Annotated in this window: 18 protein-coding genes and 1 pseudogene; 13 read left to right on the top strand and 6 right to left on the bottom strand. The window is 61.8% G+C overall.

Annotated elements, in window-relative coordinates; all coding sequences use genetic code 11:
- Nucleotides 1-12 precede the first annotated feature (12 nt).
- Nucleotides 13-542: pseudogene (locus tag PQQ96_RS03235) on the bottom strand (chromate transporter).
- Nucleotides 539-1,108 carry a chromate transporter gene (locus PQQ96_RS03230; RefSeq protein WP_408288668.1) on the bottom strand — a complete coding sequence of 190 codons (570 nt, stop codon included), beginning with the start codon at nucleotides 1,106-1,108 and terminating at the stop codon, nucleotides 539-541. The pseudogene PQQ96_RS03235 and the gene PQQ96_RS03230 overlap by 4 nt, the downstream one beginning before the upstream one ends.
- Before the next feature lie 96 nt (nucleotides 1,109-1,204).
- Between PQQ96_RS03230 and PQQ96_RS03225 the strand changes: the two genes are divergently transcribed.
- Nucleotides 1,205-2,122, top strand: coding sequence for a transcriptional regulator GcvA (locus PQQ96_RS03225; protein ID WP_408288665.1), 918 nt, complete (start codon nucleotides 1,205-1,207; stop codon nucleotides 2,120-2,122).
- 86 nt (nucleotides 2,123-2,208) lie between these two features.
- Here the strand turns inward: PQQ96_RS03225 and PQQ96_RS03220 are convergent, their stop codons facing one another.
- Complete coding sequence (locus tag PQQ96_RS03220; protein ID WP_074288973.1) at nucleotides 2,209-2,952, bottom strand: LOG family protein; 744 nt, start codon at nucleotides 2,950-2,952, stop codon at nucleotides 2,209-2,211.
- Nucleotide 2,953: 1 nt separating this feature from the next.
- Between PQQ96_RS03220 and polA the strand changes: the two genes are divergently transcribed.
- The 3 genes from polA to PQQ96_RS03205 all read left to right on the top strand — a co-directional run bounded on the left by polA (nucleotide 2,954) and on the right by PQQ96_RS03205 (nucleotide 8,188).
- Complete coding sequence (polA, locus tag PQQ96_RS03215) at nucleotides 2,954-5,695, top strand: DNA polymerase I (protein WP_408288662.1); 2,742 nt, start codon at nucleotides 2,954-2,956, stop codon at nucleotides 5,693-5,695.
- A gap of 180 nt (nucleotides 5,696-5,875) precedes the next feature.
- Nucleotides 5,876-7,225 carry an NAD(P)/FAD-dependent oxidoreductase gene (locus PQQ96_RS03210; protein WP_408288660.1) on the top strand — a complete coding sequence of 450 codons (1,350 nt, stop codon included), beginning with the start codon at nucleotides 5,876-5,878 and terminating at the stop codon, nucleotides 7,223-7,225.
- A 90-nt stretch (nucleotides 7,226-7,315) separates the two neighbouring features.
- A complete protein-coding gene (locus PQQ96_RS03205) occupies nucleotides 7,316-8,188 on the top strand; it encodes a dienelactone hydrolase family protein (RefSeq protein ID WP_408288657.1) in 873 nt (290 codons plus the stop codon).
- 23 nt (nucleotides 8,189-8,211) lie between these two features.
- Here PQQ96_RS03205 and PQQ96_RS03200 read toward each other — a convergent pair whose 3' ends face one another.
- Together PQQ96_RS03200 and PQQ96_RS03195 are read right to left on the bottom strand one after the other, a co-directional pair.
- A complete protein-coding gene (locus PQQ96_RS03200) occupies nucleotides 8,212-9,081 on the bottom strand; it encodes a sulfurtransferase (protein ID WP_408288654.1) in 870 nt (289 codons plus the stop codon).
- Nucleotides 9,082-9,291: 210 nt separating this feature from the next.
- Nucleotides 9,292-10,398: an aromatic ring-hydroxylating oxygenase subunit alpha gene (locus PQQ96_RS03195; RefSeq protein WP_408288651.1), complete on the bottom strand. Its 1,107-nt coding sequence runs from the start codon at nucleotides 10,396-10,398 to the stop codon at nucleotides 9,292-9,294.
- Nucleotides 10,399-10,684: 286 nt separating this feature from the next.
- Here PQQ96_RS03195 and PQQ96_RS03190 point away from each other — a divergent pair, with 286 nt between their 5' ends.
- The 4 genes from PQQ96_RS03190 to folE2 all read left to right on the top strand — a co-directional run bounded on the left by PQQ96_RS03190 (nucleotide 10,685) and on the right by folE2 (nucleotide 14,987).
- A complete protein-coding gene (locus PQQ96_RS03190) occupies nucleotides 10,685-10,993 on the top strand; it encodes an exodeoxyribonuclease VII small subunit (protein ID WP_054034828.1) in 309 nt (102 codons plus the stop codon).
- On the top strand, nucleotides 10,990-11,871 hold the full coding sequence (locus tag PQQ96_RS03185) for a polyprenyl synthetase family protein (protein ID WP_408288648.1): 882 nt from the start codon (nucleotides 10,990-10,992) through the stop codon (nucleotides 11,869-11,871). Before PQQ96_RS03190 ends, PQQ96_RS03185 begins: the two co-directional genes overlap by 4 nt.
- An 84-nt stretch (nucleotides 11,872-11,955) precedes the next feature.
- A complete protein-coding gene (gene dxs, locus PQQ96_RS03180) occupies nucleotides 11,956-13,863 on the top strand; it encodes a 1-deoxy-D-xylulose-5-phosphate synthase (protein WP_408288645.1) in 1,908 nt (635 codons plus the stop codon).
- A gap of 317 nt (nucleotides 13,864-14,180) precedes the next feature.
- Nucleotides 14,181-14,987: a GTP cyclohydrolase FolE2 gene (gene folE2 / locus PQQ96_RS03175; protein ID WP_408288642.1), complete on the top strand. Its 807-nt coding sequence runs from the start codon at nucleotides 14,181-14,183 to the stop codon at nucleotides 14,985-14,987.
- 74 nt (nucleotides 14,988-15,061) lie between these two features.
- Here folE2 and tsaD read toward each other — a convergent pair whose 3' ends face one another.
- A complete protein-coding gene (gene tsaD / locus PQQ96_RS03170; protein ID WP_408288639.1) occupies nucleotides 15,062-16,090 on the bottom strand; it encodes a tRNA (adenosine(37)-N6)-threonylcarbamoyltransferase complex transferase subunit TsaD in 1,029 nt (342 codons plus the stop codon).
- 123 nt (nucleotides 16,091-16,213) lie between these two features.
- Between tsaD and PQQ96_RS03165 the strand changes: the two genes are divergently transcribed.
- From PQQ96_RS03165 to rpoD, 5 genes are all read left to right on the top strand, one after another.
- Nucleotides 16,214-17,431, top strand: a complete 1,218-nt coding sequence (locus PQQ96_RS03165) for a BaiN/RdsA family NAD(P)/FAD-dependent oxidoreductase (protein WP_408288636.1) — start codon at nucleotides 16,214-16,216, stop codon at nucleotides 17,429-17,431.
- Nucleotides 17,432-17,499: 68 nt separating this feature from the next.
- A complete protein-coding gene (gene rpsU, locus PQQ96_RS03160; RefSeq protein ID WP_054034832.1) occupies nucleotides 17,500-17,712 on the top strand; it encodes a 30S ribosomal protein S21 in 213 nt (70 codons plus the stop codon).
- Nucleotides 17,713-17,960: 248 nt separating this feature from the next.
- Nucleotides 17,961-18,407 (top strand): GatB/YqeY domain-containing protein, encoded by a 447-nt coding sequence (locus PQQ96_RS03155; protein WP_408288634.1) that lies wholly within the window; start codon nucleotides 17,961-17,963, stop codon nucleotides 18,405-18,407.
- Nucleotides 18,408-18,485: 78 nt separating this feature from the next.
- Nucleotides 18,486-20,351 (top strand): DNA primase, encoded by a 1,866-nt coding sequence (dnaG, locus tag PQQ96_RS03150; RefSeq protein ID WP_408288631.1) that lies wholly within the window; start codon nucleotides 18,486-18,488, stop codon nucleotides 20,349-20,351.
- Nucleotides 20,352-20,444: 93 nt separating this feature from the next.
- Nucleotides 20,445-22,835: an RNA polymerase sigma factor RpoD gene (rpoD, locus tag PQQ96_RS03145; RefSeq protein ID WP_408288628.1), complete on the top strand. Its 2,391-nt coding sequence runs from the start codon at nucleotides 20,445-20,447 to the stop codon at nucleotides 22,833-22,835.
- Nucleotides 22,836-23,791 lie beyond the last annotated feature (956 nt).

Below are 23,791 nucleotides of genomic sequence, written 5' to 3'. Positions count from 1 at the left end.
TGGCTTTCTGGCTTAGAACTGCCCAAACCCCGTCAGCCCGATCAAGCTTCCAGCCGCCAGCAGCCACAGCGGATGAATGCGCGTTTTCAATGCCAGCACGGCGGTAACAGCGCAGATTGCCCATGCAATCGCCATCGGGTTTGACGCTTCGGCGATCAGCGCCGCGCTCGCCGCGACGATGCCGGCTGTCACCGGCACCAGCCCCATTTGCGCGTAACGCCGCCACGGACGGTCCTTGAATCTGTCCCACGCATGCAGCGCAAGAATCGTCACGAGCGAAGAGGGTCCGAACTTCGCCACTGACGTCACCAGCATCCCTGCCCAACCCGCCACATGCCAGCCGACAGCGTCACGATCATCAGGTTCGGCCCCGGCGCCGCTTGTGCGAGCGCGAACAGCGCGCTGAATTCGCTGGCCGGCATCCAGTGATGGACATCCACCACCTGACGCTGCATCTCCGGAAGAATCGTATTGCCGCCACCGAACGCCAGTAGCGAAAGCTGACTGAAAATAATGGCAAGAGAAATGAGCGTGTCGTTCATCGTGCGGCCCTCGACGCAATGTAGATGCTGAGCGGCGTGAGCACCAGCATCGTAGGCAGAAGCGGCAGGCGCATGATCGCGATCGCGATGAAGCCGAGCGCCGCGATCAGCGCGGCCATCGGTTTATTCCGCAATGGCAGCAGGATTTTCACGGCCATCGAGATCAGCAGGCCGGACGCTGCGGCCGCAAGACCGGCAAACAGATGACGAACGTACGGGTTGTTTTGCGTGTGTTCGTACAGCACGCCAAGGCCGATCACGATCAGCGAAGGCCCCGCGATCAAACCGAGCAAACCGGCTAGCGCACCCGGCACGCCGCGAAAGCGCATCCCGATTGCGACCGAAAGATTGATCACGTTGCCGCCAGGCAAGAATTGGCACAGGCCCAGCAAGTCGGTGAATTCCGCGCCGGTCAGCCAGCGCCTCTGGTCGACTACGGCGCGCCGCGCCAGCGGCAGCGCGCCGCCGAACGAGATCAGCCCGAGGCCGAGAAAGCCGCCAAAAATTTCCCGCAATGTGGGTGCGGGCGCCAGTGCGGCCTCGTTCGAGGTGAGATCGTGATCCATATCGCCAAGCTTCCAGGTCAAGCTTTGGAGGTTAGCGCCGAACCGGCTCTGGGCAAACGATTTTTGAGCGCGGCTTTGTGATCTAGAATCACAAGCATGGCCCGTAATCTTCCTCCTTTTCCGGCGCTGCGTGCCTTCGAGGCTGCCGCGCGGCATGAAAGCTTCACCGCCGCGGCAAACGAATTGCATGTGACGCACGGTGCAATTAGCCGGCAAGTCGCGGCTTTTGAAGCATGGCTCGGCGTGCAGGTGTTCCATCGCCGCGGCAAGCGCGTGCGTCTGACCGACGACGGCCGCCGCTATCTGGCCACGGTGCAGGCCGCGTTCGACAGCATCGCGCTGGCTACGGACCAGCTGCGCGACACCGGCGTTGTTCACGTTTTAAGGGTGAATGCGCTGCCGACTTTCGCAATGAAATGGCTGCTGCCGCGGCTTCATCAGTTCCAGCGCAAGGTGCCGAATGTGGAGCTGCGCTTATCAACTTCAAACGCACCGGTCGAAACATTGGACAGCTTCGACGTCGCGGTGCGGCGCGGTCCGGCACATTGGCCGAACTGCGTGAGCGGCCATTTTCTCGGCGAAAGCGAGATTCCGGTCTGCAGACCCTCGCTCCTGCAACGCTCGCCGATCAAGGCGGCCGACGATCTCGCGAAGCACGTGCTGCTGCATTCGGACACACGGCCCGATGCGTGGGGCAACTGGTTATCGGCAGCAGGGGTTACGGCGAAATGCCGGAAGAAGCAGTCGTTCGATCACTTCTATCTGGCCTTGCAGGCTGCGGTGGATGGCCTTGGCGTGGCGCTCGGTCCGTTGCCCTTGCTGGCGGACGAGCTGGCATCGGGACGGCTCGTCGTGCCGTTGGCCGGTCCGCGTATCGATGCGCGCGGCTATTGGTGGGTAGCGAGGCGGGAGGTCGCGCAGGCGCCGCTCGTGGCGCAGTTCTGCGAATGGCTGCAAGCGCAGGGTGATCAGACCGATGTAGCGGAAGCGAGCGACCTGGAGGCCGCCCGCTAGAACCTGAGTGCGTTGTTCAATACTCATCGAACACCGCACGCTTATTTCGAGCATTTACTTCGCGCACAGGGCGCGAAGCTTCAGCATTACAGATAGAACATCCGGTCGTCATCCGACTTGGCCGGATGCGGTTCAACTTCTTCACGGTCCTCGTAGAACTTCAACACCGCTTCGAGCACCTGATCCGGGTCGTCGATCACCTGCATCAGGTCCATATCCGTCGGATTGATCAGGCCCATCGGCGTGAGCGAGTTCTTGAACCACGCAAGCAGGCCTTCCCAGAACTCGCCGCCCACCAGAATGATCGGCACATGGCGCGACTTCTTGGTCTGGATCAGCGTGAGGACTTCGGCGAGTTCATCCAGCGTGCCGAAGCCGCCCGGCATGACGATCACCGCATCCGAGTTCTTCACGAACGTGACTTTGCGCGTGAAGAAATGGCGGAAGCGCAGCGAGATGTCCTGCCATTGATTGCCTGATTGCTCGTGCGGCAGCTCGATGTTCAGGCCGACTGAGGGGGCCTTGCCGGCATGAGCGCCCTTGTTGGCCGCTTCCATGATGCCGGGGCCGCCGCCCGAGATGACCGCGAAGCCTGCGTCCGACAGCTTGCGCGCGATCTGCGTGGCGAGTTTGTAATACGGCGAGTTCGGTTTCAGGCGCGCTGAACCATAGATGCTGACAGCCGGACGAATCTCCGAGAGGTACTCGGTCGCCTCGATAAACTCTGCCATAATCGTGAACATCTGCCACGATGCGCGGGCCTTCTTAGCCGTTGCGCGCTCTTGATCTGCGAGTGATCGCAGACTCGGAATCACTTTTCTCTTAGTCATAATGCCTGAAGAACGAAGCCTTGAAGGTAAGACCCTGCTATTGGTCGACGGTTCGAGTTATCTGTACCGGGCCTACCATGCGATGCCTGATCTGCGCGGACCCGAAGGTGGCCCGACGGGTGCGCTCTACGGAATGATCAACATGCTGCGGCGCATGCGCAAGGAAGTCACAGCAGAGTATAGCGCCTGCGTGTTCGACGCCAAGGGCAAAACGTTCCGCGATGACTGGTATGCCGACTATAAGGCGAACCGCCCGTCGATGCCGGACGATCTCTCGCGCCAGATCGAGCCGATTCACGTCGCCGTGCGCGCGCTCGGCTGGCCGCTGCTGATGATCGAAGGCGTCGAGGCTGACGACGTGATCGGCACGCTCAGCACCGAGGCGGAAAAGCGTGGCATGAATGTGATCGTGTCGACTGGGGACAAGGATCTGGCGCAGCTCGTGTCGGATCATGTCACCCTCATCAATACGATGACTAACGAGAAGCTCGACCGCGCCGGCGTGATCGCCAAGTTCGGCGTGCCGCCGGAGCGCATCATCGACTACCTGTCGTTGATCGGCGATACCGTCGACAACGTGCCCGGCGTCGAGAAATGCGGGCCGAAAACGGCGATCAAATGGCTGACGCAGTACGAAACCCTCGATGGCATCGTCGCACATGCGGACGAGATCAAAGGTGCGGTAGGAGACAATCTGCGGCGTGCGCTCGATTTTCTGCCGATGGCGAAGAAGCTCGTCACCGTCGAGCGCCAATGCGATCTGACCGGCCATATCGTGTCGATCGAAGAAAGCCTGCAAAGCCGGCCCGAATTGCGCGAGGAGCTGCGCGACGTGTTCACGCGCAACGGTTTCAAGACCTGGCTGCGTGAGGTGGAAGTCGCGGAAGCCGTGGAAGGTCCCGAGACCGATGTGCCGCCGGCGCTCACCGTGGATCACGAGCGTCACTATGACACCGTGCAGACCTGGGAACAGTTCGACGCCTGGCTTGAGAAAATCAACGCCGCCGAGTTGACTGCGTTCGATACCGAAACCACCTCGCTCGATCCGATGATCGCGCAGATCGTGGGCCTGTCGTTCTCGGTCGAACCCGGCTATGCCGCTTATGTGCCGGTCGCGCATCGCGGTCCGGACGCACCCGTGCAACTGCCGCGCGATGAAGTGTTGGCGAAGCTCAAGCCGTGGCTGGAAAGCGCCGAGCATAAGAAGGTCGGCCAGCACATGAAGTACGACGAACAGGTGCTGGCGAACTACGGCATCGAAATGCGCGGCGTCGAACACGACACGCTGCTGGAATCGTACGTGCTCGAATCGCACCGTACGCACGACATGGACAGCCTTGCGCTGCGTCATCTCGGCATCAAGACGATCAAGTACGAAGAGGTCGCGGGCAAGGGCGCGTCGCAAATCGGCTTCGACGAAGTCGCGCTGGAAACGGCCGCGGAGTATGCGGCGGAAGACGCCGACATCACCTTGCGTCTGCACCAGGCCTTGTATCCGCAAGTGGCCGCGGAGAAGACGCTCGACTACGTGTATCGCGACATCGAGGTGCCGACCTCGCGCGTCTTGCGCAAGATGGAGCGTACCGGCGTGCTGATCGACGCCGAGAAGTTGCGCGCGCAAAGCAGCGAAATCGCCACGCGTCTGATTCAACTGGAAAGCGAAGCGTACGTGCTGGCCGGCGGCGAATTCAATCTGGGTTCACCGAAGCAGATTGGTCAGATCTTCTTTGAGAAGCTTGAATTGCCGGTGGTCAAGAAGACCCCGAGCGGCGCGCCGTCCACTGACGAAGAAGTCCTGCAGAAGCTTGCCGAAGACTATCCGCTGCCGAAAATCCTGCTCGAACACCGCGGCTTGTCGAAACTGAAATCGACCTATACGGACAAGCTGCCGCGCATGGTCAACGCTCAGACCGGCCGTGTGCATACGAACTATGCACAGGCGGTGGCGGTCACGGGGCGTCTGGCGTCGAACGATCCGAACCTGCAGAACATTCCCGTGCGCACCGGCGAAGGCCGCCGCATTCGCGAGGCGTTTATCGCCCCGCCGGGCCACAAGCTCGTCTCTGCCGACTACTCGCAGATCGAATTGCGCATCATGGCGCACATTTCCGGCGACGAATCCCTGCTGCGCGCATTCTCGCAAGGCGAGGACATTCACCGCGCCACGGCGGCGGAAATTTTCAGCGTGACGCCGCTCGAAGTGTCGAACGATCAGCGTCGTGTAGCGAAGGTCATCAACTTCGGTCTGATCTACGGCATGAGCGCGTTCGGTCTTGCCGCGAACCTCGGCATTACGCGCGACGCGGCCAAGCTGTATATCGACCGCTACTTCGCGCGCTATCCGGGCGTCGCGCGGTATATGGACGAAACGCGTCTGAGCGCGAAGGCCAAGGGCTACGTGGAAACGGCGTTCGGCCGCCGCCTGTGGCTGCCGGAGATCAACGGTGGCAACGGTCCGCGCCGTCAGGCAGCCGAGCGCGCGGCCATTAACGCGCCGATGCAGGGCACGGCCGCCGACCTGATCAAGCTGTCGATGATCGCGGTGCAGAAGTGGATCGAAGAGTCGAAGGTCGGTACGCGCATGATCATGCAGGTGCACGACGAACTGATTCTCGAAGTGCCGGACGCTGAATTGTCCGACGTACGCAAGCGCTTGCCGGAACTGATGTGCGGCGTGGCCGCGTTGAAAGTGCCGCTGGTCGCAGAAGTCGGTGCGGGCCTGAACTGGGAAGAAGCGCATTGACGTGCGTGTGACGGGGCGCGTGATAGGCGATAACGTCGTGCGCATGTCACATATGCGTATTGATAGCTTGTGACAACCCGTGCCGCTCGCGGACAATCGTTAAAACAGACAGCGCGCGCGTTTCATGTTTCACGACGCGCCGTCGCGACGCATAACCCATCGGCAAATACGGAGAGTTCAATGCATCGTTTTATCGTCGTTGGCGGGGGCGCGGGGGGGCTGGAACTGGCGACACGCTTAGGCGACCGCTACGCGCCCCACAAGAACAAAGGCGGTATGCACGCGCAAGTGACGCTCGTCGACCGTAATCCAACCCATATCTGGAAGCCGCTGCTGCATGAAGTGGCAGCCGGCAGCATGGACCCGTTCACCCAGGAACTCGAATACGCGGCGCAAGCGCGCTGGCACGGCTTTGAGTTTCAGCAGGGCGATCTGACCGGTCTGGACCGTGCGAACAAGCGCCTCACGCTCGGTACGGTACTCGACGACGATGGCGCAGAACTGTTGCCCGAACGCCAACTCGAATACGACACGCTGATCATCGCGATTGGCAGCACCACCGCGTTCTTCGGCGTGAAGGGCGCGCCTGAGTTTTCTCTCGCACTCGATACGGTCAGCCAGGCGGAGCGTTTCCGCAAACGGCTGATCGCGGCCTGTATGCGCGCGGAGCATCAGGTGCATGAACCGGTCGAACCGGCCTCGGGCACGTCGCCTTCCTCTGAGCCGCGCATCCAGGTGGCGATTGTGGGCGGCGGCGCGACGGGTGTCGAACTTTCGGCTGAGTTGCGCAATACGGCCCAGGTGTTGTCCGCGTACGGCTTGCATAAGCTCGATCCGCGGCACGACGTCGGTATCGTGCTGATCGAGGCGGGGCCGCGCATTTTGCCGGCCTTGCAGGAGCGCGTATCGACAGCCACCGCCGAATTGCTCACCAAGCTTGGCGTGAAGCTGATGATCGGCGAGACCGTGGCCGAGGTCGCGCCGGGCATGATCCGCACGGCTAGCGGTAAAACCGTGCGCGCCGATCTGACGGTGTGGGCAGCGGGCATCAAGGCGCCCGCCATTCTGAGTGAGCTCGACGGCCTGCCGGTCAACCGTCTGGGGCAACTCATCGTGCGCCGCACACTGCAAACCGAAGTCGACGACAACATCTTCGCGCTCGGCGATTGCGCGGCTTGCCCATGGCCGGGCAACGAGCGCAACGTGCCGCCGCGTGCACAAGCGGCTCACCAGCAGGCAAGCTTCCTGATGAAGGCGCTTGCGGCCCGGCTCGAGAACAAGCCGCTGCCCGAATTTACCTATCGCGACTTCGGCTCGCTGGTGTCGCTCGGGCACTTCAGCGCGGTCGGCAATCTGATGGGCGGGGTGATCGGCGGCAATATGCTGATCGAAGGGCTGTTCGCGCGCTTCATGTACATGTCGCTGTACCGGCTGCATATCGCCGCGCTGCACGGCTATGCGCGGATGGTGCTCGATACCTTCGCGCACTGGTTGCGGCGCACCACGCTGCCGCGGGTCAAGCTGCACTGACGGCCGGCCGCGTTCGATAAGGTTGCATGTGCAACAGGATGCGTGCGAGGCGTATTCTGTTGCATCCAACCTTCATCCGAGGAGCGCCACATGCTGAAACCTGAGATCGACAGCCTGGTCCCGCACGTTCCTTTCAATCGCCGTACTTTCATCAAGGCCGCACTCGGCACCGGTTTCGCCGCGGCTGTTCTGCCGGTGTCGGCGCAAACCATCCATACCGATAGCGATGGCCTCGAAGCCGGCGAGGTAGCGGTGCATTCAGGCGACACGCTGGTGCCGGCTTATCGCGCGCAGCCCAAGGGCAAGACGCATCTGCCGGTGATCATCGTGATCCATGAGGCGTTCGGTGTGCACGAGCATATTGCGGACGTGTGCCGACGCTTTGCCAAGCTGGGCTATCTCGCGATCGCGCCGGATCTGTTCGTCCGCGAGGGCGATCCGTCGGTGCTGCCGACCATTCAGCAGATCAGCGATCAGATTCTCAGCAAGGTGCCGGACGAGCAGGCGCTGGGCGACCTCGACGCTACCGTCGCATGGGCGGGTGAGCATGGCGGCGATCTGAACCGACTTGGCGTGAACGGTTTTTGCTGGGGAGGACGTATCGCCTGGCTGTATGCGGAGCACAATCCGCGGCTCAAGGCTGCGGTAGCGTGGTATGGGCGCGTGGTCGGAGATCACAGCGCGACCACGCCCGCGAACCCGCTCGATGGTGTCGGCGATCTGCATGCGCCGGTGTTGGGCCTATACGGGCGCCAGGATAAAAGTATCCCGCAAGACACGCTCGAGCAGATGAAGCAGGCCATCGCGCAGGGTCCGCAGGCGGGGCGCGGCTCGCAATTCGTCGTGTATGACGACGCGGGCCACGCGTTTTTCGCTGACTACCGGCCGAGCTACAAGAAGGCCGATGCGGAAGATGGCTGGCGACGTGCGCTGCTGTGGTTCAAGCAGCACGGCGTCGCATAAACGCACGCGCTTGGCTGGGACGCTTAAGGATTCGGACCCGTTGCAACCGGCCGCTTCGGGTCAGAACTCCATTCGCTCCACGATCCTGCATACAGCGCCGCGCCATGCATGCCGGCGATCTCCATTGCGAGCGCGTTCACGCATGCCGTCACACCCGAACCACATTGCAGCACGACGTGCTCCGGCGACGTGTCGCCGAGCAACGCATGGAATTCCTCGCGCAACGTGTGGGCCGGTTTGTAGCGGCCGTCGGCGGTGAGGTTGTCCTTGAAGAACCGGTTGAGCGCGCCAGGAATATGGCCGCCGACGCGATCCAGCGTTTCGTTCTCGCCGCGATAGCGATCGTTCGCGCGCGCATCGACCACAACGCGTTCTTTCGTGCCGAGATTGCGTTCGACGGTTTGCGCATCGACGGTGACGGAAAGCGGCGCGCCCGCTTTGAAGTCGCCGGTGTTCTGCGCCGGCGCGTCTTGCGTCAGCGGGTGGCCGGCGGCCTGCCAGGCTTGCAATCCACCATCGAGCAACGCAACCGCATCATGGCCAAGCCAGCGCAGCAGCCACCATGCGCGCGCGGCGTACATGCCACCCTGTGAGTCATAGGCAACCACCTGTTGACCCTGCTTGAGCCCGCGGGATTCCAGCGTCTCCACCAGCCGGGCGCGATCCGGCAGCGGATGGCGGCCATTGGTGCCCGTCTTCGGCCCCGACAGATCGCGATCGAGGTGCAGATAATGCGCGCCCGGCAAATGCCCGGCCAGATAGGCTTTCTCGCCCGCCTCGGTGTCGGCCAGATCGAAACGGCAATCGATGACGAACACGCTACCCGGCGCGGCGGCTAGCCGTTCCGCGAGATTGGTCGCGGAGATGAGTGTGGTGTAGTGAGTGTGGGGCATGACGTCTCCAGTCCCATGCAATATGGTTGCGAAGCGGGCGATTGCGGCGCTCGCCTGGCGGCTTGGCGCCGTTAGCGAATGGCCGAACGATACTGATAGTCTAAACAAAAAAAGACGGGCCGAAGCCCGTCTTTCCATGCTTTGATGCGGTTCGCGCGAGGATCGGCTCAAACGCCGACGCATGCGGAGCACGCGCGGACCGTGCGCGGATCAGATCGCGCCGAGTTCGCGCCGCAAGAACTCGTGGAAGTGCTGCATGCCGTCTTCCATCGGGCTCTGATACGGGCCGACCTGCGATTCGCCGCGTTCCATCAGTGCGCGGCGGCCGGCATCCATGCGTTCGGCGATCTCGTCGTCTTCCCGGGCCGTTTCCATATAGGCGGCGCGCTCGGCTTCGACGAACTCGCGTTCGAACAGCGCGATTTCCTCAGGGTAATAGAACTCCACCACATTGGTGGTTTTCTGCGGACCACGCGGAATCAGCCATGACACCACCAGTACGTGCGGATACCACTCGATCATGATGCCCGGGTAGTACACCATCCAGATCGCACCGAACTCCGGCGGATTGCCGCCGCGGAAGCGCAGCACTTCGTCGTGCCATTTACGGTAGGTTGGGCTGCCCGGCTGCTCCAGATCCTTGTGAACGCCGACCGTCTGCACGCTGTACCACTCGCCGAACTCCCACGTCAGATCGTCGCAATTGACGAAGCTGCCGAGGCCCGGATGGAACGGCGCGACGTGGTAGTCCTCCAGATAGACCTCGATAAAGGTCTTCCAGTTGTAATTGCACTCGTGCACTTCGACGTGATCGAACATGAAGCCCGAAAAATCGAAGTGTTGCTTGGTGCCAAGCCGTGCCAGATCGCGCGCGACGTCGCGCCCCTGCGCTTCGAACAGCAGGCCTTGCCAGTTCTGCAGCGGCGTGGCGCCGAGATTCAGGCAGGGGTTATCAGCAAAATGAGGTGCGCCGAGGAGCTGGCCGTTCAGATCGTACGTCCAGCGGTGCAGGGGGCAGACGATGTTCTCCGTCTGGCCGCGGCCGTTGAGCATGATGGCTTGCCGGTGGCGGCACACGTTCGACAGCAGTTCGACTTGCGACTGCTGGTTACGGACGAGCACACGCCCTTCGCTCTCGCTGGGCAAAGCAAAATAATTTCCCGCTTCGGGCACCATGAGATCGTGGCCGATGTAGCGAGGACCTTTCTTGAAAAGGGTGTCGATTTCGCGCGTTAGAAGCGCTTCGTCAAAGTAAGCCGTGACTGGCAGCTGGCTGTGGACAGACCGCAACTGCAATGCATTGCTCAGATTGGACATTCCCACTCCCGTGAAGACGTGAAAGCAGTGAACAACCCAACCATCGAAGATTCGATTTAGGGAGCCCGAGATTATACCTGTTTCCCCCGTCCAAGGGTACTTAAGTGACTGATTTGGGTCAAAAATGTCAAGTAAGTTCACGGTTTACGCCGCAGACCAATCGTTTTTTTTCTGCGAGACTGAGGGTCGGACGCGGAGGGCAAAGGCGGGGCGCGGGCTGGCGATGGGATCGGAAAAGTCGCTTTTGCCGTAGAATGTCCGACTTGTTTTAATTTTGCGACTATTCATGGCGAAGACCGCGTCGAAAGATACTGCTGCTGCGCCTGCTGAAGGCGTCGATACCACGCCGTTGCCGGAGAACTACGAGGCCGCCCAGGCTGAGCTGGAAGGGTTGGTGGCGCGCATGGAAGGCGGCAATCTCAGCCTCGAGGAGTCGCTCACCGCCTACCGGCGCGGTGCGGCTCTCGTGGCGTTTTGCCAGCAGCAGCTCGAGAAGGTCGAGCAGCAGGTGCGCGTGCTCGATGGCGAGACGCTCAAGCCGCTGCCTATGAATAGCGCAGGCACAGCCGCTACTGAAAGCGGGGACGACCTATGACATTCGAACAATGGACACGCTCGGTACTCGAGCGCGTCGAAACGGCACTAGAACACTACCTGCCCACGGAAGCGACCGAACCGGCCAAACTGCATGAAGCCATGCGCTATGCCGTGCTGGGCGGCGGCAAGCGGGTGCGCCCGCTGCTGTGCCACGCGGCTGGCGAGCTGACCGGCGCGCGCGCCGAATGCCTGGATGCGGCAGCGGCGGCGCTGGAAATGATCCATGTGTACTCGCTCGTGCACGACGACATGCCCTGCATGGACGACGACGCGCTGCGTCGCGGCAAACCCACGGTACACGTCAAATATGACGAGGCCACGGCGTTGCTGGTCGGCGACGCCCTGCAGTCGCAGGCGTTCGTCGCGCTGACGTCCGATGTTCTGGCCCCGGCTCAGCAGGCTTCGCTGGTCCGCGAGCTGGCGTTGGCAAGTGGCTCGATCGGCATGTGCGGCGGTCAGGCGATCGATCTGGCGAGCGTCGGCCATACGCTGACGCGCACGCAACTGGAAACCATGCACCGGATGAAGACCGGCGCGTTGCTGCGTGCGGCAGTGCGCATGGGCGCGCTGGCCGGCGAAACGCCGGATGCGGAGGCGATGCGCTCGCTCGACGCTTATTCGGCCGCTGTCGGCCTCGCGTTTCAGGTCGTCGACGATATTCTCGACGTCACGACCGATTCCGCGACGCTTGGCAAGACCGCAGGGAAAGACGCGAAGGACGGCAAGCCGACCTACGTGTCGATTATTGGGCTAGAGGCGTCGCGTGCACTTGCAGCGCAACTGCGCAGTGACGCTCACGCTGCGATTGCGCCATTTGGCGCGCGTGCGCAGCGTCTTGCCGAATTGGCCGACCTGGTGGTGAACCGGGTTAGCTGAACGCGAAAGCCCGCCGCCGCGCACCTTTGCTAACGGTGCGTGTATGAAGTGCGGGCGCGTAAGTTTTCCTACAATGGAACGACGATGTACGACTTGCTGAAAACCATCGACGACCCGGCAGCCTTGCGCCGCCTCGATCGCCGCCAATTGCAACCGCTTGCAGACGAGTTGCGTGCTTTTGTGCTCGACAGCGTATCGCAGACGGGCGGCCATCTTTCGTCCAACCTCGGCACGGTCGAGTTGACCATTGCTCTGCACTATGTGTTCGACACGCCACGTGACCGGATCGTCTGGGACGTCGGCCATCAAACGTATCCGCACAAGATCCTGACGGGCCGCCGCGACCAGATGCACACGCTGCGTCAGCTCGGTGGCATCTCGGGCTTCCCGAAGCGTGACGAGTCGGAATACGACACCTTCGGCACCGCGCACTCCAGCACCTCGATCTCGGCCGCGCTCGGCATGGCGATCGCGAGCAAGCTGCAGGGCGAGAACCGCACGGGCATCGCCGTGATCGGCGACGGCGCGATGACGGCCGGCATGGCCTTCGAGGCGATGAACAACGCCGGCGTCGAAGACGACGTGCCGCTGCTGGTTATCCTCAACGACAACGACATGTCGATTTCGCCGCCGGTCGGCGCGCTGAATCGCCATCTGGCGCGCCTGATGTCGGGCCGCTTCTACGCGGCCGCGCGTGCGGGCGTCGAACGTGTGCTGCGCGTCGCGCCGCCTATGCTCGATCTGGCCCGCAAACTCGAAGAGCACGCGAAGGGCATGATCGTGCCGGCCACGCTGTTCGAAGAGTTCGGTTTTAACTACATCGGCCCGATCGACGGTCATGACCTCGATTCACTGATCCCGACGCTGCAGAACATCAAGGAGCTGCGCGGTCCGCAATTCCTGCACGTCGTCACGAAGAAGGGACAGGGCTACAAGCTGGCCGAAGCCGATCCGGTGCTGTACCACGGCCCGGGCAAGTTCAATCCGGCTGAGGGCATCAAGCCTGCCAGCACGCCGTCGAAGAAGACGTACACGCAAGTGTTCGGCGAATGGCTGTGCGACGCGGCCGAGCTGGACGCGCGCGTGGTCGGCATTACGCCGGCCATGCGTGAAGGCTCGGGCATGGTCGAGTTCGAGAAGCGCTTCCCGGATCGTTACTTCGACGTCGGCATCGCCGAGCAGCACGCGGTGACGTTCGCCGGCGGTCTGGCGGCGGACGGCATGAAGCCGGTGGTCGCGATCTACTCGACCTTCCTGCAACGTGCTTACGACCAATTGATTCATGACGTCGCGCTGCAAAACCTGCCGGTGGTGTTCGCCATCGACCGCGCGGGTCTGGTCGGCGCTGACGGCGCGACGCACGCGGGTGCTTACGATCTGGCGTTCATGCGCTGCATCCCGAACATGACCGTGATGGCTGCATCGGACGAAAACGAATGCCGTCAGATGCTGTACACCGCATTGCAACAGCCGAACCCAACGGCGGTGCGCTATCCGCGCGGTGCCGGCACGGGCGTGGCAACGGTCAAGCAAATGACGGCGCTGCCGCTCGGCAAGGGCGAGATCCGTCGCGAAACGTCGCAGCCGGCCGGTAAGCGGATTGCGATTCTGGCATTCGGCACGATGGTGGCGCCCTCGCTGGCGGCCGCTGAGCAACTGGACGCCACGGTGGCGAACATGCGCTTTGTGAAGCCGCTGGACGCCGAGCTGGTTCGCCACCTGGCCGAAACGCACGACGCCATCGTCACGGTCGAAGAAGGCTGCGTGATGGGCGGCGCGGGTTCGGCGTGCGTCGAAGCCCTGCTTGAAAGTGGGGTTATGCGACCCGTACTACAATTGGGCCTCCCGGATCGCTTCATCGATCATGGGGATCCGGCCAAGCTGCTCGCCGCGTGCGGTCTGGACGCAACGGGCATCGCCAAGTCGATTCGCGAACGCTTTCTTTCCAGCGGCGCAGTCGCCGGTCAATCCTCGGTGAAGCGCGTCGCTTAGTTGCGTCGCTGAGTTGAGTCGATTGGCTGGTCGTTCAGCTGCCTGGCCGTGCGCTATGCCGCGGCTATGGCGGCCATAGCAATCTCCAACTTGAATCGATGGACCTTCGGGTCCATCATCCAACGCCGGCAAGGGCCGGCGTTTGCCATTGCGCGCCTTGGTCCGCACGGCTGCTGAGAACGCCCAAACCTGTCGGTTCGCGACAGCCCCTGAAGGGGCAATCCTCCAATCCCCAAGGGGGCTTCCTTCGGGGCGGGGGACTTCCTGCGGAGCGGAAAACCTGGGGTGGCCCGGCGCTTTCTTGAAAGGACAAGAATATGAACCAGATGAACCCCGCCTTTGTGATGCCCGACGTGCAGAGCACGCCTGATACGCGTCAGATTCCGATTCAACGCGTCGGCGTCAAGGCAGTGCGCCATCCGTTGACGGTGCGCACGCAAGGCGGCGAAGTGCAACCTTCTGTGGGTACGTGGAATCTCGACGTGCATCTGCCAGCCGACCAGAAGGGCACGCACATGTCGCGCTTCGTCGCGCTGCTTGAAGAGAACAAGGCGCCGCTCGAGGCGGCCACATTCCGCACCATGCTCGCCGCGATGCTTGAAAAGCTCGAGGCCGAGGCCGGTCGCATCGAAGTGTCGTTCCCGTACTTCGTGAATAAGACCGCGCCAGTGTCGGGCGTGCAAAGTCTGCTCGACTACGAAGTGACCTTGACGGGCGAGACGCGCAACGGCGCGACGCGCCTGTTCCTGAAGGTACTGGTGCCGGTCACGAGCCTGTGCCCGTGCTCGAAGAAGATTTCGCAGTACGGCGCGCACAACCAGCGCTCGCACGTCACGATCAACGCCGAGCTGGCGGGCGATGTGGCGGTGGAAGAGCTGGTTCGTATTGCTGAAGAAGAAGCCTCGTGCGAACTGTGGGGCATGCTGAAGCGTCCGGACGAGAAGTTCGTCACTGAGCGCGCCTACGAAAATCCGAAGTTCGTGGAGGATCTGGTGCGCGATGTCGCGCAACGTCTGAACGCGGACGAGCGCATCGTTGCGTATGTGCTCGAAGCTGAGAACTTCGAATCGATTCACAATCACAGCGCGTATGCGGTGATCGAACGGGATAAGCGGGCGGCCTGATTCGCGCGGTCCGTTGCTGGAATAAGAAAGTCGCTCTTTGAGCGGCTTTTTTTACACCCTTAGGTTGCTGAGGTTCAGCGTGCCAGGGAAGTCAGGTCCCAACGCGGCTTCACCGTGAACGCGTAGTCTTTGGCCGATTGATCGGGCCAGCGTTGCAATCGCAGTGCGCCGGCCAAGGCGATCATCGCGCCGTTGTCCGTACACAGCGACAGGTCCGGGTAGTGGACGAAGAAATTGCGTTTCTTCGCCGCGGCGGAAAGGGCCTCGCGCAGTTGCCGGTTCGCGCCGACCCCGCCTGCTACCACCAGCCGATTGAGCTTCGTCTGTTTGAGCGCGGCCAGCGATTTCGCCGCCAGCACGTCTACGGCAGCATCGACGAAACCGCGCGCCAGATCCGCTTTCGCCTGCTCGCAGATATTCGCGCCGCCGAGCTTCTTCGCGTGCGTGAGGACAGCCGTCTTCAGCCCGCTGAAACTGAAATCGAGGTCGCCGGAATGCAGCATCGGGCGCGGCAGGATCACTGCGCCCGGCGTGCCGAATTCCGCCATTCGCGACACTTCCGGGCCGCCCGGATAACCGAGGCCCAGCAGCTTAGCGGTTTTGTCGAAGGCTTCGCCGGCGGCGTCGTCCAGCGTTTCGCCCAGCGTCTCGTAGACGCCCACGTCCGTCACACGCATCAACTGCGTATGGCCGCCTGACACCAGTAACGCGACGAACGGAAACGGCGGCGGCTCATCCACCAGCAGCGGCGACAGCAAATGCCCTTCGAGATGGTGGATGCCGATGGTGGGTTTGTCCCACGCCATGGCCAGCGAATTCGCAACGCTCGCGCCGACCAGCAGCGCGCCCGCGAGGCCCGGGCCCTGCGTATAGGCGATCGCGTCGATGTCGCTGCGCACCGCGCCGGCCCGTTCCATCACCTCTTCGAGCAGCGGCAGCGCGCGCCGAATATGGTCGCGCGACGCCAACTCCGGCACCACGCCGCCGTACTCCCGGTGCATCGCAATTTGCGAATGCAGCGCGTGCGCGAGCAGGCCGCGCTCTGTGTCGTAGAGCGCGAGACCGGTTTCGTCGCAGGAGCTTTCGATGCCGAGAACGAGCATGATGGGGGCTTTGAGCGGGCGCGTGAGAGTGAAGCCACTCGGGCACCCAAAAGTGAAAAGGCAAGCCTCAAAGTATAGCAGCGCGGGCACGGGGCCGCAGGCGCGCGGGTACAATGCGGCCCCATGGAATCCTTCGATATCGCAGTGATCGGCGCAGGCGCGGCCGGCATGATGTGCGCGGCCGTGGCCGGGCAGCTCGGCCGCCGCGTGGTGCTGATCGACCACTCGCAGCGTCTCGCGGAGAAAATCCGCATTTCCGGCGGCGGCCGGTGCAACTTCACGAATCTGTACGCCGGGCCGGCCAATTACCTCTCGGCCAACCCCCATTTCTGCCGTTCGGCGCTGGCGCGCTATACGCCGCGTGACTTCATGGCGCTGCTCAAGCGTCACCACGTGACGTGGCACGAGAAGCACAAGGGTCAGTTGTTCTGCGACCAGTCGAGTGACGCGGTCATCGACGTGCTGAAGAGCGAGTGCGACGCGGGCCGCGTTGCGTGGCGCACGCCGCTCGCGGTCGAGCAGGTACGGCATGACGCCGAAGGCCGGTTCACGCTGGACACCCACTCGGGCCCGATCACGGCCCGCGCGCTCGTGGTGGCCACCGGCGGCCTGTCGATCCCCAAGATCGGCGCCACCGATTTCGCCTACCGTCTCGCCAAGCAATTCGGTCACAAGCTGATCGACACCCGCCCTGCCCTGGTTCCGCTGACGTTCGCCCCGGCCGACTGGGAGCCGTTCTCGGCGCTCTCCGGCGTGTCGCTCGAGGTGCAACTGGCGACCGGCAACAAGAAGACCGGCGGCGAGTTCAATGAAGACCTGCTGCTCACCCACCGCGGACTGTCGGGCCCGGGCGTTCTGCAGATTTCGAGCTACTGGCAGCCCGGCGAGCCGATTCACATCAATCTGCTGCCCGAGCAGGACGCCACGAGCGCTTTGCTGGAAGCCAAAACCGGCACGAAGCGCCAGATCGCCAATCTGCTTTCGGAGTGGGTGCCGCAACGGCTCGCCCACGTCTGGCTGGAAACCCACCAGATTCCCGCCGAAGCCCGCGTGGCTGATCTGCCGGACAAGACCCTGCGCCGCGTCGGTGAGGCTTTGTCGCGCTGGACGCTCACCCCGAACGGCACCGAAGGCTACCGCAAGGCCGAGGTCACGCGCGGTGGCATCGACACGCGCGACCTGTCGTCGGCGACGATGATGAGTGCCCGCACGCCGGGTTTGTACTTCATCGGCGAGGCGGTCGACGTGACCGGCTGGCTCGGCGGCTACAATTTCCAATGGGCGTGGGCCTCCGGCGTGGCAGCCGGTCAGGCGTGCGCAGAGTACGTTCTGGGGGCTTGACGGCGCATTAGCTTTGTGAGAAAGCTCTGCTATACTCCTGAACCTTTACAAAGTTTCGTTATTGAAAAATGACGACCATCCACGTAAAAGACAACGAGCCGTTTGAAGTTGCCATGCGCCGCTTCAAGCGCACGATGGAGAAAAACGGGCTGCTAACGGAACTTCGCGCTCGTGAGTTTTACGAAAAGCCTACGGCTGAGCGCAAGCGCAAGAAGGCGGCTGCGGTTAAGCGTCATTTCAAGCGTCTGCGTGGCCAGATGCTGCCAAAGAAGTTCTACTGATTCTGGCGTTGCCGCGGTTCCCCTTGAACGGAGCGGCGACATCCAACGGTGACGGCACAGCAGGTGCCATCGCGGAAAACACGGCCCTTCGGGCCAGCCGGCAGGGTCGCATCCACTACGCAAAATTGCGCCAACCCGCTTGAGGAAGCAGTCCCAAGCGGGCGTTTGTGTTGGATGCAGCGTATTGGTACGGCGTATTGGTACCGTAAGCGGCCGGTTTTTAAATTTTCAACGCATTCAGGTGAGTAATGAGCCTCAAGGACCAGATCAACGACGACATGAAAGCTGCCATGCGGGCGCGTGAGACCGAGCGTCTCGGCACGATCCGCTTGCTGCTCGCCGCGGTCAAGCAACGCGAAGTCGACGAACGCGTCACCCTTGACGACGCGGCGATCACGGCCGTCATCGACAAGATGATCAAGCAGCGCAAAGACTCGATCAGCCAGTTCGAAGCCGCTGGCCGCACGGATCTCGCCGACAAGGAAAAGGCCGAACTGGCCATCCTGTCCGCCTATATGCCGGCGCAGATGTCCGAAGCGGAGATCGTTGCCGAAGTTCAGGCCGCGGTCGCGCAAACCGGCGCTGCCGGCCCGCAGGACATGGGCAAGGTGATGGGCGTACTCAAGCCGAAGCTGGCCGGCCGCGCCGACATGACCGCTGTCTCGGCGCAAGTCAAAGCCACACTCGCGAAGTAATTCCTGTATTTCCGGTCTGCGCGCGCCGTGGTTCGATGGCGCGCGCAGCCTTGAGCTTTTTAGGTAGCGTCATTCACTGTGATTCCACCGTCATTCCTGCAGGACCTGCTCAACCGCGTCGATATCGTCGACGTGGTCGGTCGGTATGTGCAGTTGAAAAAGGGCGGCGCGAACTTCATGGGGCTGTGCCCGTTTCACAACGAGAAGAGCCCCTCGTTTACGGTTAGTCCGACTAAACAGTTTTATCACTGCTTCGGCTGTGGCGCGCATGGCACGGCCATCGGTTTCCTGATGGAGCATGTCGGCTCCACGTTCCCGGAAGCGGTCAACGAACTCGCTCAATCGGTCGGTTTGACCGTGCCGAACGAGCCTTCGCCGGGATATGGCGGGGGTTCCGGCGGGTATTCGCCGGCTGCCTCCAAGGCGGTCACCACCGCGCTGTCCGACGTCATGCAGACCGCGTGCGACTTTTACCGCAAGCAGCTGCGCGGCGCGCCGGTCGCGATCCAGTATCTGAAGAAACGCGGCCTGACCGGCGAGATCGCCGCCCGTTTCGGCCTCGGCTACGCGCCGGATGGCTGGCAAAACCTCGAGCCTGCTTTCCCCAACTATCGGGATGATTCGCTGGTCGAATCGGGGCTTGTGATCGTCAGCGAAAAGTCGGATGCGCAAGGCCAGAATCGCCGATACGACCGCTTTCGCGAGCGGATCATGTTCCCGATACGCAATGTGAAAGGGCAGGTGATCGGCTTCGGCGGCCGCGTGCTGGACGGCGGTGAACCGAAGTATTTGAATTCGCCGGAAACGCCTCTATTTAACAAAGGCAGCGAGTTGTACGGGCTGTTCGAGGCACGTCTGGCCATTCGCGAGCAGCACTATGTGCTGGTGGTCGAGGGCTACATGGACGTGGTCGCGCTGGCCCAATTGGGGTTCCAGAACGCGGTGGCCACGCTCGGCACGGCCTGCACGCCGATTCATGTGCAGAAACTGATGCGTCAGACCGATACGGTCATTTTCAGTTTCGACGGCGATTCGGCGGGGCGCCGTGCCGCGCGCCGAGCGCTGGATGCCTGTCTGCCGCACGCGGCGGACAACCGGACCATCCGGTTCCTGTTTCTGCCGTCCGAGCACGATCCGGACAGTTACGTGCGCGAATTTGGCACGGAAGCGTTCGCCGACCAGGTGGAGCGCGCCATGCCGCTGTCGCAGTTCATGCTGAACGAGGTGCTGACCGGCAAGGAGCTGGATCAGCCGGAAGGCCGCGCCCGCGCGCTGTTCGACGCGAAGCCGCTGCTGCAGCAACTGCCCGCCAACGCGCTGCGCGCGCAGATCATGCATATGTTCGCCGACCGGCTCGATGTGCCGTTCGACGAGGTGGCGGCGTTATGCGAAGTTGACGCCCGGATTGCGGCGGCCGCCCGATCGGCGCCGGCCCGCAAAGACCGGCGCAGCGTGACAGGGATTGAGGAAAAAACGCTGCGCAATCTGGTGATGTATCCGCGGACGGTGGCCGTGCTCGACGAGGAGGCCGAGCAGGCGCTTCTGAGCGTCACCCGGCATGGCGAGCTGTTCGAAGAAGTGACGACGCACGCGCGTGCGCTGGGCGATTCGGCGGAGTTCCAGTTGCTGTCCGACCTATTGCGAAACGGCGCCAATGCCCCAACTTTCGAGGAAATCTTTCGCAAAATTCTAGACTATGATGAAAACGTCCGGGATTTGCTGCTGAAGGACCCGGAGGATGCGACCGTCATCGAGGAACGGCGCGAGCAGGAACGGATCGTCGGCGAGGAGCTGAAAGCGGCGATTCTGAAGATGCGGTATGACGCTTACTGCGATCGTCTCGAGCAGCTTTCGCGGCAATCCCGGCACACGCCGGAGGAGTTTGCGGAGCTGACCAGCCTGAATCAGAAGCGGGCTGAGATGAAGCGCCAGCTTGGGCTGTAAGCGGGATGGCGGAAGGCTGAGTGCTATAATAAAAGGTTTCTAGCGGTTTGTTTTTTCAATGGTTTTCCTAGCAAAGGCGAAAAGGCGATTGCGATGGCAAAGACACCAGGCGGAAAAAAAGCTACAGGCACAGGTTCGAATGAGCCGACCGGAAAGGTCACCGAGGCCAAGTTAGCTTCTTCCCCCAGAAAAACGTCTGCCGCAAGCGTCACACCTGCTGCCGGGAAGAAATCCTCGACCAGTTCCGCTGCGCGAGCGGAGCCGGTCAGGGCGGTGAAAGCTGTACCACCACCGGCCACAAAACGGCCGGATGTGAGAAGCGCAAGGGAAGCGCCTGCCGCGCAGGACGATGCGGTAGAGCGTCAGACTCCAGTATCCACGGTTCAACCGGCTGTTGTCCAACAGCCGCGAGTCGAGACTACAGCCGGTACGACGAACTCCATGACGAAAAAGCTGAACGAAACACCCGTCGATGACGACGCAACCCAGAGCGAAGAAACCCCTGCGGCCGTTCCAGGCAAGGTGGAAAAGGTCAAGGCTCGCGATCGTCGTGCAAAGGAAAAAGCGCTGCTGAAAGACGCGTTTGCGTCGTCTCAGCCGGGCACCGTCGAGGAACTCGAAGAGCGCCGTTCCAAACTGCGCGCGCTGATCAAGCTCGGCAAGGAGCGCGGCTTCCTCACGTACGCGGAAATCAACGACCACCTCCCGGACAACTTCACCGAGACCGAGGCGATCGAAGGCATCATCAGCACGTTCAACGACATGGGCGTGGCGGTGTACGAACAGGCGCCGGATGCTGAAACGCTGCTGTTGAACGACAACGCGCCCGCGGCTTCGTCTGACGACGAAGTGGAAGAGGAAGCGGAAGTCGCGCTCTCCACCGTCGACTCCGAATTCGGCCGCACGACCGACCCGGTCCGCATGTACATGCGCGAAATGGGTACGGTCGAGCTGCTCACGCGCGAAGGCGAAATCGAAATCGCCAAGCGGATCGAAGACGGTCTCAAGCACATGGTGATGGCGATCTCCGCGTGCCCGACCACGATCGCCGACATTCTGGCGATGGCTGAGCGTGTCGCGAACGAGGAAATCCGTATCGACGAGCTGGTCGACGGCCTGATCGACGCCAACGCGGAAGACGTGGACGGTTTCTCGGCGCAGGAAGCGGAAGCGATCGAGAGCGAAGACGAGGAAGCAGAGGAAGAGGAAACGGACGACGAGGAAGAAGACGACGGCACCGCGCAGGCTACGGCCAACGCAGCGCAGATGGAAGCGCTCAAGCGTGCCTCGCTCGAAAAGTTCGCCATGATCAGCGAATGGTTCGACAAGATGCGCCGCGCGTTCGAGAAGGAAGGCTACAAGTCCAAGTCGTATCTGAAGGCGCAGGAAACGATCCAGAACGAACTGATGACGATCCGCTTTACCGCGCGTACCGTTGAGCGTCTGTGCGACACGTTGCGTGCGCAAGTGGACGAAGTGCGCCAGGTTGAGCGTCAGATCCTGCATACGGTGGTCGACAAGTGCGGCATGCCGCGTGCGGAATTCATCGCGCGTTTCCCAGGCAGCGAAACGGATCTCGAATGGGCCGAGAAGATCGTCGGCGAAGGCCACGCGTATAGCGCGATCCTCACGCGCAACATTCCGGCTATTCAGGAACAGCAGCAACGCCTGCTCGATTTGCAGGCGCGCGTCGTGCTGCCGCTGAAGGATCTGAAGGAAACCAACCGTCAGATGGCGGCCGGTGAACTGAAGGCGCGCCAGGCGAAACGCGAAATGACCGAGGCGAACTTGCGTCTCGTGATCTCGATTGCGAAGAAGTACACGAACCGTGGTCTGCAGTTCCTCGACCTGATTCAGGAAGGCAATATCGGCCTGATGAAGGCGGTGGACAAGTTCGAATATCGTCGTGGCTACAAGTTCTCCACGTATGCCACGTGGTGGATTCGTCAGGCCATCACGCGTTCGATCGCTGACCAGGCACGTACGATCCGGATCCCGGTTCACATGATCGAAACGATCAACAAAATGAACCGCATCTCGCGCCAGATTTTGCAGGAAACCGGTCTCGAGCCGGATCCGGCAACGCTGGCTGAGAAGATGGAAATGCCGGAAGACAAGATCCGCAAGATCATGAAGATCGCGAAGGAGCCGATCTCGATGGAAACGCCGATCGGTGACGACGACGATTCGCATCTGGGCGACTTCATCGAGGACAACAACACGGTCGCGCCGGCCGACGCTGCCTTGCACGCCAGCATGCGTGATGTCGTGAAGGACGTGCTCGACTCGCTGACGCCGCGCGAAGCGAAGGTGCTGCGCATGCGTTTCGGTATCGAGATGAGTACCGATCACACGCTCGAAGAAGTCGGTAAGCAGTTCGACGTGACGCGTGAACGGATCCGTCAGATCGAAGCGAAGGCGTTGCGCAAGCTGCGTCACCCGAGCCGTTCTGACAAGCTGAAGTCCTTCCTCGAAGGGAATTGATCGACGTTGGTGGATCGTCGCAAATGACGTGGTGGTTTGAAGGGGTCTTCCGGCTGTTTCGCTTGGGCGTTGCGGTCGCGAAGACCCCTTTTTCGTGTAGTATGTCGGCCAATCTGCGAAATGGCCCGTGAGGCTCTACAAGATCCTTGCGTGGATAGCCAGTAGATACGATAAAATCTTCAGGTTTTCAGGGCCTCTAGCTCATGCTTGGTTAGAGCAGCGGACTTAGCAAGGACCCACCTAACCCATGCAGCACGGCATGGTGGGTCGTGAATGGGTTGCCGTGGAGTAAGTTAGCTCTGCTCCTCAGTAGAATCGCTCAAAGTCGGGGAACGCTTCTGTGCGAGTCACAATGCCAATCCCGAGCCAAGCCCAATGATGTTGATTGGGAAGGTGTAGAGACTGTACGGGCGAGTCGTAATGACAAGAGACAGTCCAGACCACAAACCCGAAAGGGGCGGTGAAAACCGTAGCTGGTAAGCATAATCCGTTGGTGCCGTGTTCGACTCACGGGAGGCCCACCAAATAAACAGAAAGCCACTCTCCGGAGTGGCTTTCTGCTTTCTGGAATGTACTGAAGAATCGTGAGTGGAGATGCCGGCAGTGAGATGTCGACAAGAATCATTCGACGTCCTGCCGCCGGCACAACGCTCCTTTGATACCGGTTGCTCGACTACGCGCAGAACAGTGCGTGGCTGCGGACATTGTGCACGATGGTGGGCATGGCATCTCGGTGGGATGCTTAGGCATCCTGTATGAACGAGTGCGATGCTCAGGCCCCCCTCATCGAGTGGCGCCAGCACGCTGAACTATCGGTTTGCACCAGCGCTACTGGCGCACGCTGAGAGGCCTTGGAAAAATATTTTGCGAATAGGGTTGACCGATGGGTTTTCGGTCTGCATAATTCGCCTCCCGTTAGACGACGGACGCGAAGAAAGCAGAGCTTCTAAGCGAGT

The sequence above is a fragment of the Paraburkholderia sediminicola genome (genome assembly GCF_046027825.1).
Taxonomy (GTDB): Bacteria; Pseudomonadota; Gammaproteobacteria; order Burkholderiales; family Burkholderiaceae; genus Paraburkholderia; species Paraburkholderia sediminicola_D.
Note: the sequence above shows the minus strand (reverse complement) of the source record. Positions and strands in the feature narration are given on the sequence as shown.

Coding starts and splice junctions, on each gene's coding strand:
- PQQ96_RS03230 (WP_408288668.1), bottom strand. CDS start 1,108: ATGGATCACGATCTCACCTCGAACGAGGCCGCACTGGCGCCCGCACCC.
- PQQ96_RS03225 (WP_408288665.1), top strand. CDS start 1,205: ATGGCCCGTAATCTTCCTCCTTTTCCGGCGCTGCGTGCCTTCGAGGCT.
- PQQ96_RS03220 (WP_074288973.1), bottom strand. CDS start 2,952: ATGACTAAGAGAAAAGTGATTCCGAGTCTGCGATCACTCGCAGATCAA.
- polA (WP_408288662.1), top strand. CDS start 2,954: ATGCCTGAAGAACGAAGCCTTGAAGGTAAGACCCTGCTATTGGTCGAC.
- PQQ96_RS03210 (WP_408288660.1), top strand. CDS start 5,876: ATGCATCGTTTTATCGTCGTTGGCGGGGGCGCGGGGGGGCTGGAACTG.
- PQQ96_RS03205 (WP_408288657.1), top strand. CDS start 7,316: ATGCTGAAACCTGAGATCGACAGCCTGGTCCCGCACGTTCCTTTCAAT.
- PQQ96_RS03200 (WP_408288654.1), bottom strand. CDS start 9,081: ATGCCCCACACTCACTACACCACACTCATCTCCGCGACCAATCTCGCG.
- PQQ96_RS03195 (WP_408288651.1), bottom strand. CDS start 10,398: ATGTCCAATCTGAGCAATGCATTGCAGTTGCGGTCTGTCCACAGCCAG.
- PQQ96_RS03190 (WP_054034828.1), top strand. CDS start 10,685: ATGGCGAAGACCGCGTCGAAAGATACTGCTGCTGCGCCTGCTGAAGGC.
- PQQ96_RS03185 (WP_408288648.1), top strand. CDS start 10,990: ATGACATTCGAACAATGGACACGCTCGGTACTCGAGCGCGTCGAAACG.
- dxs (WP_408288645.1), top strand. CDS start 11,956: ATGTACGACTTGCTGAAAACCATCGACGACCCGGCAGCCTTGCGCCGC.
- folE2 (WP_408288642.1), top strand. CDS start 14,181: ATGAACCAGATGAACCCCGCCTTTGTGATGCCCGACGTGCAGAGCACG.
- tsaD (WP_408288639.1), bottom strand. CDS start 16,090: ATGCTCGTTCTCGGCATCGAAAGCTCCTGCGACGAAACCGGTCTCGCG.
- PQQ96_RS03165 (WP_408288636.1), top strand. CDS start 16,214: ATGGAATCCTTCGATATCGCAGTGATCGGCGCAGGCGCGGCCGGCATG.
- rpsU (WP_054034832.1), top strand. CDS start 17,500: ATGACGACCATCCACGTAAAAGACAACGAGCCGTTTGAAGTTGCCATG.
- PQQ96_RS03155 (WP_408288634.1), top strand. CDS start 17,961: ATGAGCCTCAAGGACCAGATCAACGACGACATGAAAGCTGCCATGCGG.
- rpoD (WP_408288628.1), top strand. CDS start 20,445: ATGGCAAAGACACCAGGCGGAAAAAAAGCTACAGGCACAGGTTCGAAT.